This is a genomic window from Bacillus sp. JUb11, from assembly GCF_024807925.1.
Taxonomy (GTDB): Bacteria; Bacillota; Bacilli; order Bacillales; family Bacillaceae; genus Bacillus; species Bacillus altitudinis.
The window spans coordinates 135,883-155,223 of record NZ_JANUEZ010000005.1; the positions used below are offsets into that span (position 1 = coordinate 135,883).

Genomic DNA, 19,341 nt, shown 5'->3' on the forward strand with positions numbered 1-19,341 from the left:
CATAATGTATGGAAATCGCCGCAATTTTATTTAGCTTATTCTTTGCTTTAAATATTGGCGCAAGCGGAGCAGCCGCTTCGATGGGCATCGCATATGGTTCAGGTGCGATCAAAAAGCCAATATACGCGCTCAGCGTTTGTGCGGTTGGAATATTAGCAGGTTCAGTGATTGGCGGCGGCGAGGTCGTCAAAACGATCAGCTCCGGGATTATGCCTGAATCTGTCATCACACTTGAAATTGTGTGTATCATCATTGGCTCGGCCGCATTATCACTTTTCATAGCGAACCTCTTGGCCATTCCTTTATCCACAAGTGAGGTCACAGTAGGAGCTGTGGTCGGTGTGGCAGCCGCATATAAAGTGCTGTATGTGAAATCGATCTTAGTCATTGTCTCTTTTTGGGTGATTATTCCGATTGTTGCCTTTGTTTTTACCTTTGCTGTTGTCAAAATCATCAGATTGTTCCCTAAACGGACATTATCCAAAAAAGGTACATTGATCTTATCTGTTGTTTTGATTATCAGTGGGTTTTTAGAAGCATTTTCAGCCGGCATGAACAATGTCGCCAATGCGGTCGGCCCGCTTGTCGCATCAGGTGTTTTATCAGTCGGGCAAGGAACCCTTTACGGCGGAATCTTTGTGGCCATTGGGGCGCTGCTTCTAGGAAGAAGGGTACTAGAAACAAACGGAAAGAAAATTACACGCTATCAAACGGGTGAAGGCATTCTATTATCGAGCACCGGTGCAGGACTTGTCATCGTCAGCTCTATATTCGGACTCCCTGTTCCCCTTACTCAAATTACCTCCTCGTCCATTATTGGGCTTGGTATGGCAAAGGGTGGACCGAACATTTTTCATAAACATGTTGTGAAAAAAATGCTGAAGGTATGGGTTGTGTCACCTTTCTTATCACTTAGTCTATCTTATTTGTTGGTAAGCCTTTTCTTAAAAGGAGACTATTACTCTATCTTTATCATGATGAGTGTACTGCTTGCTTCACTAGGTGCACTGAGTCTTATGAAGGCAGTTAAAAATGAGAGCAGCTCGATTCATGAACAGGGCGGCGGGATTTAAATATAAATCCGACTATTAACATCTAATAAATATGAACATTGAGAGGAAGATGAACAAATGAGTTTAACACCACATGGTGGCGTATTAATTAATCGAGTAAATGAAGAATTTGATCTAAGCACAGCTGCGAAAGAAATTGAGCTGGATGCCATCTCTTTTGCAGACCTTGAACTCATCGCAATTGGCGGGTATAGTCCAATTGAAGGGTTTTTAACGAAAGCTGATTATGAAGCAGTTGTCAGCAGTATGCGACTAGCAAGTGGTGTCGTTTGGTCTCTTCCGATTACTTTGCCTGTCACAAAGGAAAAAGCAGCGGAGATCAATCAAGGTGACATTGTTCGTCTATCGTATAATGGAACAGTATACGGGGTCATTGAGGTGGAAGATCAATACACACCTGATAAGGAAAAAGAAGCAGTGAATGTGTATAAAACAGATGACCGCAATCACCCAGGCGTGAAAAAATTATTTGAACGCGGTGATACGTATATTGGTGGTAAAATTACACTGACGAAACGCAGCGAAAAACCTTTCCCGCAATTTACGTATGAGCCAGAAGAAACAAGAAAACAGTTTAAAGAAAACGGCTGGAAAACCATTGTCGGTTTCCAAACGAGAAACCCAGTCCATCGTGCGCATGAATACATTCAAAAGACAGCACTGGAAACAGTGGATGGTCTATTTCTAAATCCACTTGTTGGTGAAACAAAATCTGATGATATTCCAGCAGATGTAAGAATGAAAAGCTATCAAGTGTTACTGAACGGTTATTACCCGAAAGACCGCGTCTTTTTAGGTGTTTTTCCTGCTGCCATGCGTTATGCTGGACCAAAAGAAGCCATTTTTCATGCGCTTGTGCGTAAAAATTATGGCTGTACACATTTTATTGTCGGCAGAGATCATGCAGGTGTTGGTGATTATTACGGCACATACGAAGCGCAGGAGCTATTTGAACAATTTACAAGCGAAGAAATTGGGATCACACCATTAAAATTTGAGCACAGCTTTTACTGCAATACATGTGAAGCCATGGCAACACCGAAAACATGCCCACATGATAAAAGCGAACATGTCATTCTCTCAGGTACAAAGGTCAGAACGATGCTGAGAAATGGTGAATTACCACCGAGCACGTTCAGCCGAAAAGAAGTCATTGAAACATTAATCGAAGGATTAAAAACGACGGTATCTTAAAGGAGGATATGACATGAGCAACGAACATATCGTGTGGCATGATTCATCTATTACTAAAAAAGAATATCAACAGAAAAACAACCATACAAGCGGGATCATTTGGCTGACAGGTCTAAGCGGTTCAGGTAAATCGACGATCGCCAACGCAGCGGCTCGAGAGCTGTTTGAACAGGGGTACCAAGTGACAGTTCTTGACGGCGATAACGTACGCCATGGACTCAATAAAGACTTAGGCTTTTCAGATGACGACAGAAAAGAGAACATTCGGCGCATCGGTGAAGTGGCGAAATTATTTGTTGAGCAAGGAACGATTGTTATTACTGCTTTTATTTCACCATTTCAAGAAGACCGCCAAATCGTAAGACAGTTAGTCGAAGACGGAGAATTTCACGAAGTGTTTGTGAAATGTGATCTGAACGTGTGTGAAGAGCGTGATCCAAAGGGATTATATAAAAAAGCAAGAAACGGCGAAATTCCATTTTTCACGGGAATCGATTCACCATACGAAGAGCCAGCTGCGCCTGAGCTCGTCCTAGATACAGGTGAATTATCACGCGAGGAGTCAAAACAGCGCCTTGTTGATTATGTAAAGGATAAAACGAAATAATCGCCTGATGGCAGGGGGAGAAAGCAAGATGGGGAAAGTATACATTGTTGGTGCCGGACCGGGTGACCCAGACTTAATTACACTAAAGGCCCATAAGGCAATACAGCAGGCAGATGTCATTTTATATGATCGTCTTGTCAATCAAGAGATTCTTGCCCATGCCAAACCGGAGGCGGAGTTGATCTATTGCGGCAAACTGCCGAATCATCATACGATGAGACAGGAAGCGATTAACGAAGCACTTGTTGCTCATGCGAAGGAAGGGAACATAGTCGTTCGTCTAAAAGGCGGTGATCCCTTTGTATTTGGCCGTGGCGGTGAAGAAATCGAATGCTTAGCTCAGCATGGTATTCCGTATGAAGTTGTCCCGGGGATTACTTCTGGCATTGCAGCCGCTGCTTATGCAGGCATTCCAGTCACGCACCGAGAATTCAGCTCAAATGTTGCGTTTGTGACAGGGCATTATCAAAAGGATGAACATTTTGAAGAAAAGTGGGAAGCGCTGGCGACGGGGATTGATACCCTTGTCATTTACATGGGCGTCAAAAACGTGGAAAGAGTTCAGCGGCTGCTTTTGAAAAATGGGCGGAATCCTGAAACCCCAGCTGCGTTTATTCACTGGGGAACGACCACAAGGCAAAAGACGACTTGCTGCACGGTGGCGACACTATCTGAAACGGTTGAAAAAGAAGGGATCGAGCACCCAAGTTTAATCGTGGTAGGAGATGTCGTTCACTTTCATCAAAAGTTGAACTGGTTTGAACCAGCACTGATTGAGAAATGAGAACAAAGGTGAAAAGACACGTGTGGACATCGTGTCTTTTCGTCTGAATAAAACTAGGGTTGCAAGGAGGAGTCAAATGAAACAAGCTGTCCTTTATGTTGGGCATGGAAGCAGGGTAAAAGAAGCACAGGATAAAGCCATTTCTTTTATGAAAAGCTGTATGCCGTTAGTCGAAGCAGATATCCAAGAAATTTGTTTTTTAGAGTTGACGGACCCTTCAATCGAAGAAGGGTTTGAGACTTGTGTACAAAAAGGAGCAACCCACATTGCGATCGTCCCGCTCCTCCTTTTAACTGCCATGCACGCCAAATCAGATATTCCAGATGAGATTGTGAAAGTACAAAAACGTTTCCCACAAGTGAAGGTAACATATGGAAGACCTATAGGCGTGAACCAAGAAGTCACGAAAGCGGTTATCGCAAGGATTGAAGAAGCAGGATACAAGGGAGAGCGTGCAAAAATTCTCTTAATTGGCCGCGGAAGCTCTGATCCAGATGTAAAGCGGGATGTGTTTGGCATTGCAGATGATGTCCGAAGCATGTTGCCTTGTGCAGAGGTTTTTCCGTGTTTTATTACAGCGTGTGAACCGAATTATCGTGACGTCTTAGCACAGTTAACAGTAGATAATGATACGCCTGTCTATCTCGTGCCTTATCTTTTATTTACCGGCATTTTAATGAAAGAGATTGAGAGTGAAGCGAATCAGGCGAGAGAGCGGCTGCGAGATGTCCGTGTCTGCCGATATATTGGGTTTCATCCCCATGTAAAAGCAGCTTATATTGAACGTGTGCAGGAAACCATCTTAAACAAAGAGGATGCGTTTCGTTTTCAAGGAGAAAGCCATGCTTCCAGTTCATCTTGATCTAACCAATAAACATGTGCTAATTGCCGGCGGTGGAAGGATTGCGGCTAGAAGGACGAGTGCGCTATGCATGGAGCCATGCAGCATAACCATTGTGAGCCCTGACATTTGTGATGAAATGGCGAATCTCATTGAGACATATCAGCTGACTTGGAAGAAAAAGAAAGTTGATGCGGAAGATGTAAAGGATGCATTTTTAATTGTCGCCGCTACAGATGATCCTTCAGTAAACGAGTGGATGACGCAATCAGCGCTTCCGCATCAGCTCGTCAACTGTGTGAGTCAGTCAGAGCTAGGCAATGTGATTGTGCCAAAGGTTGTAAGGGCAGGAAAAGTGACAATCTCCATATCTACGAGTGGTGCAAGCCCAGCCCGTACTAAACAGCTGGCTGCGGCCATTGAGACCTTGCTTGAACAAGAGGATGTAGATGCACTGGATGAGCTCTATATAGAAAGAAAAAAAAGACAAAGAAAAAGCCGATAAAATCTCATCTAAAGATTTAATCGGCTCTTTTTTATTTTCTCAGCTTTAGGACAACATCCTCATCAGGCGTCACAAATAATGTTTGCTGTTGATCATATGTGACAAAGCCCGGTTTTGCTCCGTTTGGTTTTTTCACATGCCGGATTTTCGTATAATCGACAGGGACGGAGCTTGATTCTTTTGCCTTCGAGAAGTAGGCAGCAATTTGTGCCGCTTCAAGCAAGGTTTGTTCATCAGGCGCTTTGTGACGAATGACAACATGTGATCCAGGAATATCCTTTGTGTGCAGCCAAATGTCATCACGAGCTGCCGCCTTTGTGGTCAAATATTCGTTTTGCTTGTTGTTTTTTCCAACGAGAATCGGAACACCTTGAGAAGATTCATATGCTTCAAGCTGAATGGCCGATGGTTTTTTCTTTTTGGCGTTGCGTTTTTGTTTGGGACGCAAATATTTTCCTTCCACCAGTTCTTCTCTTATTTCCTCTAAATCTTTTGGTGAGGCAGAGGACAGCTGCTGGATCAGCTCGTCAAAATAAACAATTTCTTCATGTGTTCGCTTGATTTGTTCATTTACGGCCTCTACTGCATTTTTTGCCTTTTGGTATTTTGTAAAATACGCTTGTGCATTTTCAGAAGGGGTTTTGTTTGTTTTGAGCGGGATCGTGATCTCTCCGCCTTCTTCATCATAATAATTGATGACAGTTGCTTCTTTATCCCCTTTTTTAATCGCATATATATTGGCAGTAAGCAATTCACCATAAAGCTGATACTTATGCGCATTTTGAGATTCTTCAAGTGTTCTTGTTAGTTTTTTCAGCTTGTTTTCATTTTTCTTTTTTTCATTGGTAACAAAACGTTCAAGATCAGCCGCCTGCTGTTTGACTCTGTCTCTTTCAGCTTTTCCGAAATAAAAACGGTCAAGTAGCTCGCTAAGAGAATCAAACGTCTTCATGTCACCATCGACGTGCTGAAGTTCTAATAAATAAAAATACTCTTTCCCGTCTTTTCTCGTGAGCTGAGGGGTAAAAGAATGCGCCTGAATGAGCTGAAACATCTCGAGCAATGTACTTGGAATCGTTTCCTGATTGGCAAGACCGGCCCTGTGGACAGCTTCCTTAGCAAACAGCGGAGAAACCCCAGAGAATGTATCGACAATTTGATTGGCGATTTTCCCTTCTTGAAAACGTAAATGCTTTAAAATATCTTCCTTCGTCACGTTAAAAGGATTCAGCTTTTGCTGTGCCGGCGGCAGAAGATATTGATGTCCTGGTAGCACCGTTCGATAGCTGTTCACAGATGGAGAAAGATGTTTCAGTCCGTCAATGATCTGCTCCGTTTCGTCCTCCACGAGAATTAAGTTGCTGTGCCGGCCCATAATTTCAATATACAGCTTACGGGTTTGTTCATCGCCAATTTCATTTCGGCTTCGCACGTGCAGCACGATCACCCGATCTAACCCAATTTGTTCAAAACGTTCAATGAACCCACCCTCAAGATGTTTTCTGAGAAGCATACAAAACATTGGCGGTTCGCTCGGATTATCATCATGGTGCTCAGTGAGCTGTACCCTTGCATAGCTCGGGTGAGCGGATAAAAGAAGCTTATGATTCTTCCCCTTTGACCGGATATGAAAAATCAGCTCATGCTTGTAGGGCTGATGTATTTTCGAAATTCTTCCGCCAGTTAATGTTTCTTGCAATTCATTTGTCATACCGTATGTAAAAATGCCGTCAAATGACATGTTGGATACACCCTCTTCTTTCACACAAATCTACTGAAAGAACCTTACGTTTTCTCGTTCTTTAGGCAGTCTTATTATTATAGCATGATTTAGGACGAGTCTGAATAAACTGGCTTATAGAACACTGCATAAGAGAGAGAACAAAAGAGGAGTGGACGAGGTCAAATGAATTGGCATGAACTGAACCAAACCGATTTATTAAAAACAATGAATACATCGATAGGTGACGGACTGTCAGAAAAAGATGTGCAAAAGCGGCTTGAAAAGCATGGGCCAAATGAATTACAGGAAGGGAAAAAGGTGTCGGCGTTCGTTATTTTTTTGGCGCAATTTAAAGACTTTATGGTGTTAATCCTGCTTGCGGCAACGATTATTTCTGCTTTTTTAGGTGAATACATTGATGCTGTGGCGATTGTGGCGATTGTGCTGATAAATGGTGTGCTTGGCTTTTATCAGGAACGCCGTGCAGAAAAGTCCCTCCAAGCACTAAAGGAATTATCAACGCCGCATGTCTATGCAAGGAGAAACAATGAATGGGTCAAGATCCCATCCAAGCACCTCGTGCCGGGAGATATTGTGAAGTTTTCAAGCGGGGACCGAATTGGGGCAGATATCAGATTACTAGAAACAAAGAGTTTGGAAATTGAAGAATCTGCCCTCACCGGAGAGTCCATCCCAGCGGTCAAACATGCGAGTCCGCTCTCACGAGATCATGTCTCGCTTGGAGATTTGACGAATATGGCCTTTATGGGGACGCTTGTTACAAGAGGAAGCGGTGTAGGGGTTGTCATTGGTACAGGGATGAATACGGCGATGGGACAAATTGCCGGTATGCTGGATTCAGCAGGTAATATGGAAACACCGCTGCAAAGACGCCTTGAGCAGCTGGGGAAAATTTTAATTGTTGCTGCATTATTTTTAACTGTTCTTGTGGTTGTTCTTGGTGTGGTGCAAGGTCATGATTTGTATCATATGTTCTTAGCGGGTGTATCTCTCGCTGTTGCTGCGATTCCAGAAGGACTGCCGGCGATCGTCACTGTCGCACTTTCCCTAGGTGTGCAGCGGATGATTAAACAAAAATCCATTGTCAGAAAGCTGCCGGCTGTGGAAACACTCGGCTGCGCCTCGATTATTTGCTCAGATAAAACAGGCACAATGACACAAAATAAAATGACAGTGACACATGTATGGGCAGAGGGGAAAACATGGAATATTTCTGGCACTGGGTACGAGCCGTCAGGTGATTTTACCTTAAACGGAGAACTTGTCCATGTAGACAAACATCCAAGCCTGCAAAAGGTGCTATTATACGGAGCACTTTGTAATACATCGACCATCGTTGAAAAAGACGGAGAGATGAGACTTGATGGCGATCCGACAGAAGGAGCACTTCTAACCGCTGCGCGTAAAGCGGGTTTTACAGAGCAATTCATCGAAGCGGGATTTCGTGTGGTGGAGGAATTCCCTTTTGACTCTGAAAGAAAAATGATGTCAGTCGTCGTGGAAACGAATCAGAAGGAGCGGTATGTCATTGCCAAAGGGGCGCCAGATGTGCTGATGAACCGTTCAAGTCATATGATGCACGGCGGACGCACCGCCTCATTTTCAAAGGCCCACCGGCAAGAAACAGAAGCTGCCATTCAAGGTTTAGCAAGACAAGCGCTTAGAACCATTGCGATTGCATATAAAAAAGTAAGCCTGACAGAAAAAATTACCTCTGTTCAGCAGGCAGAAACTGGCCTCACATTTATCGGTCTAGAGGGCATGATTGATCCACCTCGTCCTGAAGTGAGACGAGCGATTAAAGAATGCCGGGATGCTGGCATTAAAACAGTGATGATTACAGGCGATCACGTAGAAACGGCCAAAGCGATCGCTAAAGATTTAAGTCTCTTACCGAAGCAAGGAAAGGTGCTTGATGGAAAAGCTCTGGATCAGCTAAGTGACAAAGAGCTGGAGCAAACAGCAGAAGATGTGTACGTCTTTGCCCGTGTATCACCTGAGCATAAACTGAGAATTGTGAAGGCCTATCAAAAAAATGGCCATATTGTCGCGATGACAGGTGATGGGGTGAATGATGCGCCAGCGATTAAACAGGCGGATATCGGCATATCCATGGGGATTACCGGAACAGACGTTGCCAAAGAAGCTTCTTCTCTTATTTTGCTTGATGACAACTTTGCGACCATTAAATCCGCTATTAAAGAGGGCCGGAATATTTATGAAAACATTCGCAAATTTGTCCGCTATTTGCTGGCATCGAATGTGGGAGAAATTTTGGTCATGCTGTTTGCGATGCTTCTTGCGCTTCCATTGCCTCTCGTTCCAATTCAAATTTTGTGGGTAAACCTTGTCACAGACGGCTTGCCGGCTATGGCACTTGGAATGGATAAACCAGAAGGCGATGTCATGAAGAGAAAGCCGCGGAACATGAAAGAGGGGATTTTTGCAAGAGGGCTTGGTTGGAAGGTCATATCAAGAGGGTTTCTGATCGGGATTGCCACTTTGTTAGCCTTTATGTTTGTGTATCACCGTGATCCGAACAATCTTCAATATGCGCAGACGGTTGCATTCAGCACACTCGTTTTTGCGCAGCTCATTCATGTGTTTGACTGCCGCAGTGAACGGTCTATTTTTGAACGCAATCCATTCGGGAATATGTACTTGATCGGCGCCGTTGTGTCTTCACTGCTGCTGATGCTTGTGGTCATTTATTATCCGCCGCTTCAGCCGATTTTCAAAACGGTGGCGGTCGCACCAGTCGATTGGCTTCTGATCATCGGTATGTCTGCATTGCCAACTTTTTTACTGGCGGGATCACTTTTGACAAGAAAAAAATAATTGGTTATGGTATAATTTTGAGGTAATAGTGTCTGCTATTACCTTTTTCATTTTATTAATATGAAAGAATTGGGTGTTTTCACATGATACGCAGTATGACGGGATTCGGCCAAGCGAGTAAAACGGATGGTGAACTGACAGTGTCAGTTGAGCTAAAATCGGTCAATCACCGTTTTAAAGAGGTTCATGCCCGTTTGCCGAGGCCGCTTTTATATTTCGAAGATACATTAAAAAAAATCATTCTTCGTCACGTGCAGCGCGGTCGAATTGAGCTGTTTGTTACGATTGAAGGCGGTAAACTTGCAAGCCGGTCTTTACAGATTGACTGGCCGCTGCTTGATGAATATATGAAAGCCGCAAAAGACCTTGAGGACCGCTATCATATTTCAGGTATTCAGCATGCACATGACTTACTGAAGCTGGAACAGGCTGTTCAGGTGGAAGAGTCAGTCAGCCGAAATGAGCAGCTGGAGCATTTGCTGATAGACACTTGTGAAGAAGCTGTCAAGGAGCTTTGCTTTATGAGAGAGCAGGAGGGAACATCACTTCAAAAAGACTGTGAACTCAGGCTGTCAGAACTCGAGGCATTTACAGAAGAAATCAAAGTGTTTGCACCAGAGGTTGTGAGTCAGTACAAAGAACGATTGAATCAAAGATTGCAAGAATGGATCGGAGAGGCGCTTGAAGAGAGCAGGCTGACCACAGAAGCGGCCATCTTTGCTGATCGCTGTGACATTACAGAAGAGATTACGAGGCTGAAAAGTCATTTTCAGCAGTTCCAGCAAATTTTGACGCAAGGCGGCGCTGCCGGACGAAAGCTTGACTTTCTTGTACAGGAGCTCAACCGTGAAGTGAACACGATTGGATCAAAAGCAAACCATCACCATTTAACAAAGCTGGTGGTTGAAATGAAAAGCGCTATTGAAAAAATAAAAGAACAAGTGCAAAATATAGAATAGTCATTGTGTATGCTGTTTACAGTGCGTCTCTTTCGGCGAGACTAGAGACGTTTATATTACAGGGGGACGAAAGAAGATGACCATAAAGTTGATCAATATCGGATTTGGAAACATCATTTCAGCGAATCGGATGATTTCGATCGTCAGTCCGGAATCAGCACCGATTAAACGAATGATACAAGACGCAAGAGATCGAGGCATGCTCATTGATGCGACATACGGAAGAAGAACCCGTGCTGTTGTCATTATGGACAGTGACCATGTCATCTTATCTGCCGTTCAGCCTGAGACTGTCGCGCAAAGACTTTCTGTAAAAGAAGAAATCATAGATGAAGGGCAGGGGTAATACGCCATTATGAAAGAAAGAGGACTTTTAATCGTTCTCTCTGGACCTTCGGGAGTTGGAAAAGGAACGGTCAGACAAGCCATTTTCTCCCAGGAAGATACGAAATTTGAATACTCTATTTCTGTGACAACCCGCAAACCGCGTGAAGGTGAAAGAAATGGTGTTGATTATTTCTTTAAAACCAGGGAAGAATTTGAACATATGATTGAAAACAAAAAGCTGTTAGAATGGGCAGAATATGTCGGGAATTACTACGGCACGCCTGTTGACTATGTAGAACAAACATTGAGCGAAGGAAAAGATGTTTTCCTTGAAATCGAAGTGCAAGGTGCACTTCAAGTAAGAGAAGCATTCCCGGAAGGTCTCTTTATTTTCCTTGCACCGCCAAGTCTTTCAGAACTTCAAAACCGCATTATTACACGCGGGACAGAATCTGAGGATCTCATCCGTAACCGAATGGCTGCTGCAAAAGAAGAAATTGAAATGATGGATGCTTATGACTATGTCGTTGAAAACGACGATGTCGAGCTTGCATGTGAAAGAATTAAAGCGATCGTCCTTGCAGAGCACCTGCGAAGAGACAGAGTCGCACCAAGATATAAAAAAATGCTGGGGGTAGAATAAACCATGTTAGATCCTTCAATTGACTCATTGATGAACAAACTTGACTCAAAATATACACTTGTCACAGTGTCTGCACGCCGTGCACGTGAAATGCAAATCCATCAAGATCAACAAATCGAAAACACAAAATCCTACAAATTTGTAGGGAAAGCTCTTGAAGAAATCGATGCTGGTCTTTTGACATTTGAAAAAGAAGAGCAAGAATAACATCGCTTCTGCTATGCAGATACGATACGTTCAAAAAAGTCAAAACTATGATTGGTTTTGACTTTTTTGAATTGTAGACGAATTTGTGAAAAAGGCCGTTAAGGGGGACAAACAAATGTTACAGTCAAAAAATATTTTGCTCGGCGTCAGCGGAGGAATCGCCGTATATAAAGCAGCTGCACTCACTAGTAAACTCGTACAGGCAGGCGCAAACGTAAGAGTGATTATGACAGAATCTGCCCGTGAGTTTGTGTCTCCGCTCACCTTTCAAGCCCTATCTCGGCATGAGGTGTATGTGGATACATTTAAAGAAAATAATCCAAAAGTCATAGCGCATATTGATGTAGCTGACTGGGCCGATCTCATTCTTGTTGCCCCTGCAACAGCACATACCATTGGTAAAATGGCCGCAGGACTTGCTGATGATATGCTCACAACGACCTTGCTTGCTTCAACAGCTCCTGTATGGGTTGCACCGGCTATGAATGTGCACATGTATGACCATCCAGCTGTCAAGCGGAACATCCGCACTTTATATGAAGACGGCTACCGGTTTATAGAGCCAAGTGAAGGCTATTTAGCATGCGGCTACATTGGAAAAGGACGCTTAGAGGAGCCTGAAAAAATTGTTGAACACATCCGTGCGTTTTTTGATGAGCCAACCAGCTTGCCGCTTTCAGGCAAAAAAGTTGTGGTCACAGCTGGTCCTACACGAGAAGTGATCGACCCTGTTCGTTTTCTTTCAAATCGATCTTCTGGGAAAATGGGCTATGCCATTGCAGAAGCTGCCGAGCAAATGGGGGCTGATGTCACGCTCATTTCAGGACCTGTTTCGTTAACTGCGCCTGAGCATGTGAATGTGGTGCAAGTGGAATCGGCTGAGGAGATGTATCAAGCAGCGTTAGAGGTGTACGAGACAGCAGATATAGTGATTAAATCAGCAGCCGTTGCCGATTATACGCCTGTCACGACGTATTCTCATAAAATGAAAAAACAAGACGGTGAACTAGCGGTTGAATTTAAGCGGACGAAAGATATTTTAAAAGAGCTTGGGAAGAGAAAAGAACATCAGGTGCTAGTCGGCTTTGCAGCTGAGACGCAGGATGTAGAATACTATGCGAAAAAGAAAATCGAATCCAAGCATTTAGATATGATTGTCGCGAACAATGTTGCAGCAGAGGGCGCGGGCTTTGGCACAGATACGAATGTCGCAGCATTGATCAAAGCAGACGGAACAAAAAAAGAGCTGCCAATGATGAGCAAAAAAGACCTTGCCTTTGAAATCTTACAGGAGGCAAAGCAGCTGCTGCCAAAAGAGCGTGATCGAGCATGATTGCTGAAGTGATCGTCGATGTCACAACGAAAGCCATTGACAGGCCATTTGACTATCGTGTGCCAGACCGCTTTAAAGGCCTTGTCAAGGCTGGTATGAGGGTAGTGGTTCCTTTTGGCCCAAGGAAGATTCAAGGGTTTGTGACAAAAATCAAAGAAGAAACAGACGTACAGTCAGGAAACATCAAGGACATTGTCGATTTATTTGATTTATCTCCTGTTCTGACAGATGAGCTATTGGAGCTTTCCCACTGGCTGACGGAAAAAACATTGTCCTATCATATTACGGCGCTTCAATCGATGCTTCCAGCAGCGATGAAAGCCAAATATGAAAAAGAAATTCAGGTGTTATCAGCTGAGGAACTTCCGCAGTCATTGAAAGAGCTTTTCGGTCAGCAAGAGAGCATCCTTTACGCTGACATTCCGCCTGAACAGCTGAAGCCTATTCAAAAGCATGTCCAAAAAGGCCATCTAGAAGTCAGATATCACGTCTCACAAAAATCCGGAAAGAAAAAGGTGCGGACACTTCAGATAGCAGTTACGAAAGAAAAACTTGAAGAAAAGCAGGAACAGTTAAAGAAAAATGCGGTGAAACAGAAGGCGCTGCTTACCTTTTTATTTCAAGCGAATGAAACGACGTTTTTAGCAAAAGATTTGCAGCAGCAAACAGGTGCTAGTTCTCAAACGATAAAAGCCTTGATTCAAGAAGGTCTGTTAACAGAAAGCTATGAAGAGATTTATCGAGATCCTTATCGGGATAGGGAGTTTACACCGTCTACTCCTCTTGATCTCACAACAGAGCAAGCAGAAGCGGCAAAACCCATTCATCAAGCAGTGAGCGATGAAAAACATGAAACGTTTTTACTGCACGGGGTCACAGGAAGCGGTAAAACCGAAATTTATTTACAGACGATTGATCATGTCCTCCAAAAGGGAAAAGAAGCGATCGTCCTAGTTCCTGAAATTTCATTAACGCCTCAAATGGTCCAGCGTTTTAAAGAGCGCTTCGGCTCCAATGTGGCTGTCCTTCATAGCGGCTTATCGACTGGGGAAAAATACGATGAATGGCGGAAAATCCACCGCAAGGAAGTCAAACTTGTCGTTGGCGCAAGATCGGCTGTTTTTGCCCCGTTTGAGAATCTAGGAATGATCATTATAGATGAAGAACACGAATCGTCATATAAACAAGAAGAAATGCCTCGGTATCATGCGAAAGATGTGGCCATTGAACGAGCAGGGCGGCACCAATGTCCGGTTGTATTAGGCAGTGCAACGCCTTCACTTGAGTCATATGCGCGTGCGAAAAAGGGTGTGTATACACTGCTGACGCTCAAACGGCGCGTCAATCAGCAGCAGCTGCCGCACGTTTCTTTAATTGATATGAGAGAAGAATTAAGAAACGGCAACCGCTCCATGTTCTCAGAAGAATTAATGCTCAGGTTAAAAGAAGTACTTGAAAGGAAAGAGCAGGCAGTTTTATTTCTCAATAAAAGAGGTTATTCATCCTTTGTGATGTGCCGGGATTGCGGATATGTGGAACAATGTCCTCATTGTGAGATCTCTCTCACTTATCACCGCTTTCAAAAACGGCTGAAGTGCCATTACTGCGGTCACGAAGCTCCTGTACCTGCAGAATGTCCAGAATGCCATAGTGAGCATATTCGCTATTTTGGTACAGGCACGCAGCGTGTGGAAGAAGAGCTGACGAAGGTATTGCCAGAAGCAAGGGTCATCCGAATGGATGTAGATACAACCTCTCGGAAAGGTGCGCACGAAAAGCTTCTCACGTCCTTTGGTAATAAAGAAGCAGACATTCTGCTTGGGACGCAAATGATTGCAAAAGGATTAGACTTCCCAGATGTTACACTTGTCGGTGTCCTTAGTGCGGATACGTCTCTTCACATCCCTGATTTTCGTTCAAGTGAAAAAACGTTTCAGCTTCTTACACAAGTAAGCGGACGTGCGGGACGTCATGAAAAAGCGGGATCAGTCATTATTCAATCATATACACCTTCGCATTATAGTATTGAATTAACCAAACAGCATGATTATGAAGCCTTTTATGAGCAGGAGATGTTGCACCGTCGTCATCAGTCCTATCCGCCATTTTATTTTTTGGCGATGGTGACTGTATCACATGAAGAAGTGACAAAGGCAGCGCATGTCACAGACAAAATTGTTCAGTTCCTGAAAATGAATTGTGCACCGAATACAAGAATTCTCGGTCCTGCTGCTTCTCCGATCGCTAAGATCAAAGATAGATATCGATATCAATGCGTGATAAAATACAAAAGGGAAAATGAACTGGCAAGTTTATTACGAAAAATACAAGATCATTATCAAAAAGAAATGGAACAAAAACAGTTGATGATATCAATCGATATGAATCCATATATGATGATGTAAAACGGAGGTCTTTTCGTGGCAATCAAACCGATAGTCTTACATCCTGCAGACGTGCTTGAACAACAAACAGAGCTTGTTGATACATTCGATAAAAAACTGAAAAAACTGCTGGATGATATGTATGATACAATGCTTGAACTAGATGGAGTCGGCCTAGCCGCACCACAAATCGGCATCTCAAAAAGAATCGCCGTGGTCGATATCGGAGAAGATTCTGGGAGGATTGACTTAGTAAATCCTGAGATTCTTGATGTGGAAGGGAGCCAGACAGACATTGAAGGCTGCCTGAGCTTTCCATCTTTGTACGGAACGGTTGAAAGACCAAATTATGTGAAGGTGAAAGCCTTTGATAAGAAAGGCAAACCATTTACAATAGAAGCAGAAGGATTTTTAGCAAGAGCTTTATTGCATGAAATTGATCACTTAGACGGCGTATTATTCACGTCGAAGATCATTCAAACCTATACAGAAAAAGAACTTGCGGAAATGGAAGGGTGAAGAAAATGGCACGTATCGTATTTATGGGAACCCCTGATTTCTCAGTACCTGTGCTGCAAACACTTATAACAGAAGGATACGAAGTTGTCGGGGTCGTCACACAGCCAGATCGCCCGAAAGGCAGAAAACGAGTGCTCACGCCGCCTCCTGTAAAAGTAGAAGCCTTAAAACACGGCATTCCAGTTTTACAGCCTGAAAAGGTACGTCTTGATGAAGAAATTGATAAAGTGCTTGCGTTAAAGCCAGATTTGATCGTAACAGCAGCATTCGGACAAATTTTGCCAAAAAGATTACTTGATGAACCTGAATTTGGCTGTATCAACGTTCATGCCTCACTGCTGCCAGAACTAAGAGGCGGTGCACCGATCCATTATGCGATCCTGCAAGGCAAAAAGAAAACAGGCGTGACGATCATGTATATGGTAGAAAAGCTTGATGCAGGTGACATGATTAGCAAAGTAGAAGTAGAAATTGATGAATTAGACAACGTCGGAACACTGCATGATAAATTAAGTGTGGCTGGTGCGGCCTTATTAAAAGACACAGTTCCAAATGTGTTAAGCAGGTCTATCTCGCCAATTCCGCAAAATGAAGAGGCAGCAACGTATGCACCAAATATTAAGCGGGAGCAGGAAAGGCTAGACTGGACCAAGCCAGGAGAAGAGCTTTACAACCAAGTTCGCGGCTTAAATCCATGGCCAGTTGCCTATACTGAATGGAACGGTGCTAACTTAAAAGTATGGGAAGCGAAAAAAGTTCCGCTTCAAGCACCAGAAGAACCTGGGAAAGTGATTGAACTTCAAAAAGAAGGACCAGTCGTTGGAACAGGAAATCAGCAAGGCCTTTTATTAACGAGTGTACAGCCCGCTGGAAAGAAAAAAATGAGCGGTGAAGACTTCTTAAGAGGCGCAAATATCGAAATTGGACAGAAATTAGGGCTAATCAATGAAGAAAAGTAATGTGAGAGAAGTAGCGCTAGACGCTTTAATCAAACTCGAACAAAATCAAGCCTACAGTAACTTGCTTTTGCAGTCAGTGATGAAAGAGAAAGAACTCTCCGATCAAGACAAACCGCTATTAACAGAACTTGTATACGGTACACTGCAAAACAAGCTGGCACTTGATTATATGCTCACACCCTTTGTGAAAAAACCGCAAAAAGTGGCTCCTTGGGTGATGCAGCTTTTACGGATGTCTCTTTATCAGATGGTTTATCTTGAAAAAATTCCAGATCGTGCAGCCATCCATGAAGCAGTGGAACTCACGAAAAAGCGCGGACATAAAGGTATTTCTTCACTAGTCAACGGCGTTCTTCGTTCTGTGCAAAGAGAAGGCGTGCCATCATTTGATGCGATCAAAGATCCGGTCAAGCGGCTATCGGTTGAGACAAGCCATCCATTGTGGCTCGTACAAGAATGGGTGGAGGCGTACGGTTTTGAAGCAGCAGAAAGCATGTGCCGTATTCATTTAGTCCCGCCAAAGCAGACATTGCGTGTCAATCAAATGAAAAAAAACCGCACTGCACTGCAGCAAGAACTCATGGATGCAGGAATTGAGACAGAACTCGGCGATCTCTCTGAGGATGCACTCAAACTCATGAAAGGATCTATCGTATCCACTCCTTTCTTTCAAGAGGGCTTTGTCACGATCCAAGATGAAAGCTCCATGCTTGTCGCAAGAGCGCTGGACCCTCAGCCGGGAGAAATGGTGCTTGATGCCTGTGCCGCCCCTGGTGGTAAATCAACACATATTGCAGAGCGAATGAACGATGAGGGGAACATTGTGTCTCTTGATTTACATGAGCACAAAGTAAAACTGATCAAACAGGCGGCAAAGCGTCTAAACTTAACGCATATTGAGGCAAAAGCGCTTGATGCAAGAAAAGCATCCGACCATTATGATGATGCTTCGTTTGACCGTATTCTCATTGATGCACCATGTTCAGGTTTTGGCGTCATCAGACGAAAACCAGATATGAAATATACAAAGTCCTCGGAAGACTCAGCAAGACTTGCGACAATTCAGCAATCGATCTTGCATGAAACAGCCCAGCTGCTAAAGCCAGGCGGAACCCTTGTATACAGTACATGTACAATGGATCCAACAGAAAATCAACAAGTGATTCATGCGTTTTTACAAGAACACCAAGACTTCGAACCCGATCTATCTCTTAATGAACGGCTGCCTGAGCAGGTTGCTCCGTTTGTTCAAAACGGAAGTGTACAAATACTTCCTCATTATTTCGGAACAGATGGTTTCTTTATTTGCAGCATGAGAAAGAAGGGATAAAAAATGACAGAACAAAAACAAAAAGTAAGAAAAGAACTGAAAACAGACATGCCGTCGATCTACTCATTTGAACTAAATGAAATCAAAGACTGGTTAAAGGAACAAGGCGAAAAGCCTTTCCGTGCAACACAAATTTTTGAGTGGCTTTATGAAAAACGCGTCACATCCTTTGATGAAATGTCTAACCTTTCAAAGGAATTAAGAGAAAAATTAAAAGATCAATTTGCCATCACGACTTTAAAAACAGTGATCAAACAAACATCTCAAGATGGAACGATCAAGTTCTTATTTGAATTACACGATGGCTATACCATTGAAACCGTGCTAATGCGCCACGAATACGGCAACTCTGTCTGCGTCACAACACAGGTAGGCTGCCGGATTGGTTGTACATTCTGTGCATCTACACTTGGTGGTTTGAAACGTAACCTTGAGGCGGGAGAAATAGTGGCCCAAGTATTGAAAGTACAACAGGCGCTTGATGAAACAGATGAACGCGTCAGCTCAGTTGTCATCATGGGAATTGGCGAACCGTTTGATAACTTTGATGAAATGCTTGCATTCCTTAAAATCATTAACCATGATAACGGCTTAAATATTGGAGCACGTCATATTACGGTTTCGACGAGCGGGATCATTCCAAAGATTTATCAATTTGCGGATGAGCAAATGCAAATCAACTTTGCTGTCTCCCTGCACGCACCAAATACAGAAATTCGAAGCCGCCTCATGCCAATCAATAAGGCATACAAGCTGCCAAAATTAATGGAAGCTATCGAATACTACATTCAAAAAACAGGCAGACGCGTGAGCTTTGAATACGGTTTGTTTGGCGGAGTCAATGATCAAGTTCATCACGCAGAAGAACTTGCTGATTTATTAAAAGGAATCAAATGCCATGTAAACCTCATCCCGGTGAACTATGTACCAGAAAGAGATTACGTGAGAACACCAAGAGAACAAATCTTCCTATTTGAAAAAACGCTGAAAGAACGAGGCGTAAACGTAACGATTAGACGAGAGCAAGGCCATGATATTGATGCTGCTTGCGGTCAGCTAAGAGCGAAGGAGCGTCAGGAAGAGACGAGGTGACG

18 protein-coding genes are annotated in these 19,341 nt (G+C 43.5%); 17 read left to right on the top strand and 1 reads right to left on the bottom strand.

Features of this window, described 5'->3' with window-relative positions; translation table 11 throughout:
• The first annotated feature begins 8 nt into the window (after positions 1 to 8).
• The 6 genes from M2369_RS10900 to M2369_RS10925 all read left to right on the top strand — a co-directional run bounded on the left by M2369_RS10900 (position 9) and on the right by M2369_RS10925 (position 5,004).
• On the top strand, positions 9 to 1,073 hold the full coding sequence (locus M2369_RS10900; RefSeq protein WP_008344915.1) for a sulfate permease: 1,065 nt from the start codon (positions 9 to 11) through the stop codon (positions 1,071 to 1,073).
• A 57-nt stretch (positions 1,074 to 1,130) separates the two neighbouring features.
• Positions 1,131 to 2,267: a sulfate adenylyltransferase gene (sat, locus tag M2369_RS10905; RefSeq protein WP_045034247.1), complete on the top strand. Its 1,137-nt coding sequence runs from the start codon at positions 1,131 to 1,133 to the stop codon at positions 2,265 to 2,267.
• Between the two features lie 13 nt (positions 2,268 to 2,280).
• Positions 2,281 to 2,874 carry an adenylyl-sulfate kinase gene (gene cysC / locus M2369_RS10910; RefSeq protein ID WP_008344911.1) on the top strand — a complete coding sequence of 198 codons (594 nt, stop codon included), beginning with the start codon at positions 2,281 to 2,283 and terminating at the stop codon, positions 2,872 to 2,874.
• A gap of 28 nt (positions 2,875 to 2,902) precedes the next feature.
• Positions 2,903 to 3,658 carry a uroporphyrinogen-III C-methyltransferase gene (cobA, locus tag M2369_RS10915; RefSeq protein WP_144678834.1) on the top strand — a complete coding sequence of 252 codons (756 nt, stop codon included), beginning with the start codon at positions 2,903 to 2,905 and terminating at the stop codon, positions 3,656 to 3,658.
• Between the two features lie 76 nt (positions 3,659 to 3,734).
• A complete protein-coding gene (locus tag M2369_RS10920; protein WP_146270213.1) occupies positions 3,735 to 4,520 on the top strand; it encodes a sirohydrochlorin chelatase in 786 nt (261 codons plus the stop codon).
• Positions 4,501 to 5,004 (top strand): precorrin-2 dehydrogenase/sirohydrochlorin ferrochelatase family protein, encoded by a 504-nt coding sequence (locus M2369_RS10925; protein ID WP_039166748.1) that lies wholly within the window; start codon positions 4,501 to 4,503, stop codon positions 5,002 to 5,004. Before M2369_RS10920 ends, M2369_RS10925 begins: the two co-directional genes overlap by 20 nt.
• Before the next feature lie 31 nt (positions 5,005 to 5,035).
• Here M2369_RS10925 and M2369_RS10930 read toward each other — a convergent pair whose 3' ends face one another.
• Entirely contained in the window at positions 5,036 to 6,745 is a 1,710-nt protein-coding gene (locus tag M2369_RS10930; RefSeq protein ID WP_259254197.1) for an Rqc2 family fibronectin-binding protein, read from the bottom strand.
• A gap of 165 nt (positions 6,746 to 6,910) precedes the next feature.
• Between M2369_RS10930 and M2369_RS10935 the strand changes: the two genes are divergently transcribed.
• The 11 genes from M2369_RS10935 to rlmN all read left to right on the top strand — a co-directional run bounded on the left by M2369_RS10935 (position 6,911) and on the right by rlmN (position 19,339).
• The gene (locus tag M2369_RS10935) at positions 6,911 to 9,586 is read left to right on the top strand and encodes a calcium-translocating P-type ATPase, SERCA-type (protein WP_259254199.1); all 2,676 of its coding nucleotides are present in this window, start codon (positions 6,911 to 6,913) and stop codon (positions 9,584 to 9,586) included.
• Between the two features lie 83 nt (positions 9,587 to 9,669).
• The gene (locus M2369_RS10940) at positions 9,670 to 10,545 is read left to right on the top strand and encodes a YicC/YloC family endoribonuclease (protein ID WP_007499682.1); all 876 of its coding nucleotides are present in this window, start codon (positions 9,670 to 9,672) and stop codon (positions 10,543 to 10,545) included.
• A 76-nt stretch (positions 10,546 to 10,621) separates the two neighbouring features.
• Positions 10,622 to 10,891: an extracellular matrix/biofilm regulator RemA gene (remA, locus tag M2369_RS10945; RefSeq protein ID WP_008344898.1), complete on the top strand. Its 270-nt coding sequence runs from the start codon at positions 10,622 to 10,624 to the stop codon at positions 10,889 to 10,891.
• Between the two features lie 9 nt (positions 10,892 to 10,900).
• Positions 10,901 to 11,515: a guanylate kinase gene (gene gmk / locus M2369_RS10950; protein ID WP_007499680.1), complete on the top strand. Its 615-nt coding sequence runs from the start codon at positions 10,901 to 10,903 to the stop codon at positions 11,513 to 11,515.
• Between the two features lie 3 nt (positions 11,516 to 11,518).
• A complete protein-coding gene (gene rpoZ, locus M2369_RS10955; RefSeq protein WP_008344896.1) occupies positions 11,519 to 11,722 on the top strand; it encodes a DNA-directed RNA polymerase subunit omega in 204 nt (67 codons plus the stop codon).
• A gap of 115 nt (positions 11,723 to 11,837) precedes the next feature.
• Positions 11,838 to 13,055, top strand: a complete 1,218-nt coding sequence (coaBC, locus tag M2369_RS10960) for a bifunctional phosphopantothenoylcysteine decarboxylase/phosphopantothenate--cysteine ligase CoaBC (protein ID WP_144678832.1) — start codon at positions 11,838 to 11,840, stop codon at positions 13,053 to 13,055.
• The gene (gene priA, locus M2369_RS10965) at positions 13,052 to 15,460 is read left to right on the top strand and encodes a primosomal protein N' (protein ID WP_178896652.1); all 2,409 of its coding nucleotides are present in this window, start codon (positions 13,052 to 13,054) and stop codon (positions 15,458 to 15,460) included. The genes coaBC and priA overlap by 4 nt, the downstream gene beginning before the upstream one ends.
• Before the next feature lie 15 nt (positions 15,461 to 15,475).
• A complete protein-coding gene (gene def, locus M2369_RS10970; RefSeq protein ID WP_008344891.1) occupies positions 15,476 to 15,958 on the top strand; it encodes a peptide deformylase in 483 nt (160 codons plus the stop codon).
• Positions 15,959 to 15,963: 5 nt separating this feature from the next.
• Positions 15,964 to 16,917: a methionyl-tRNA formyltransferase gene (fmt, locus tag M2369_RS10975; protein WP_017359336.1), complete on the top strand. Its 954-nt coding sequence runs from the start codon at positions 15,964 to 15,966 to the stop codon at positions 16,915 to 16,917.
• Positions 16,904 to 18,247 carry a 16S rRNA (cytosine(967)-C(5))-methyltransferase RsmB gene (gene rsmB, locus M2369_RS10980; RefSeq protein ID WP_058337363.1) on the top strand — a complete coding sequence of 448 codons (1,344 nt, stop codon included), beginning with the start codon at positions 16,904 to 16,906 and terminating at the stop codon, positions 18,245 to 18,247. The genes fmt and rsmB overlap by 14 nt, the downstream gene beginning before the upstream one ends.
• A 3-nt stretch (positions 18,248 to 18,250) precedes the next feature.
• Positions 18,251 to 19,339, top strand: coding sequence for a dual-specificity RNA methyltransferase RlmN (gene rlmN, locus M2369_RS10985; RefSeq protein ID WP_024720337.1), 1,089 nt, complete (start codon positions 18,251 to 18,253; stop codon positions 19,337 to 19,339).
• Positions 19,340 to 19,341 lie beyond the last annotated feature (2 nt).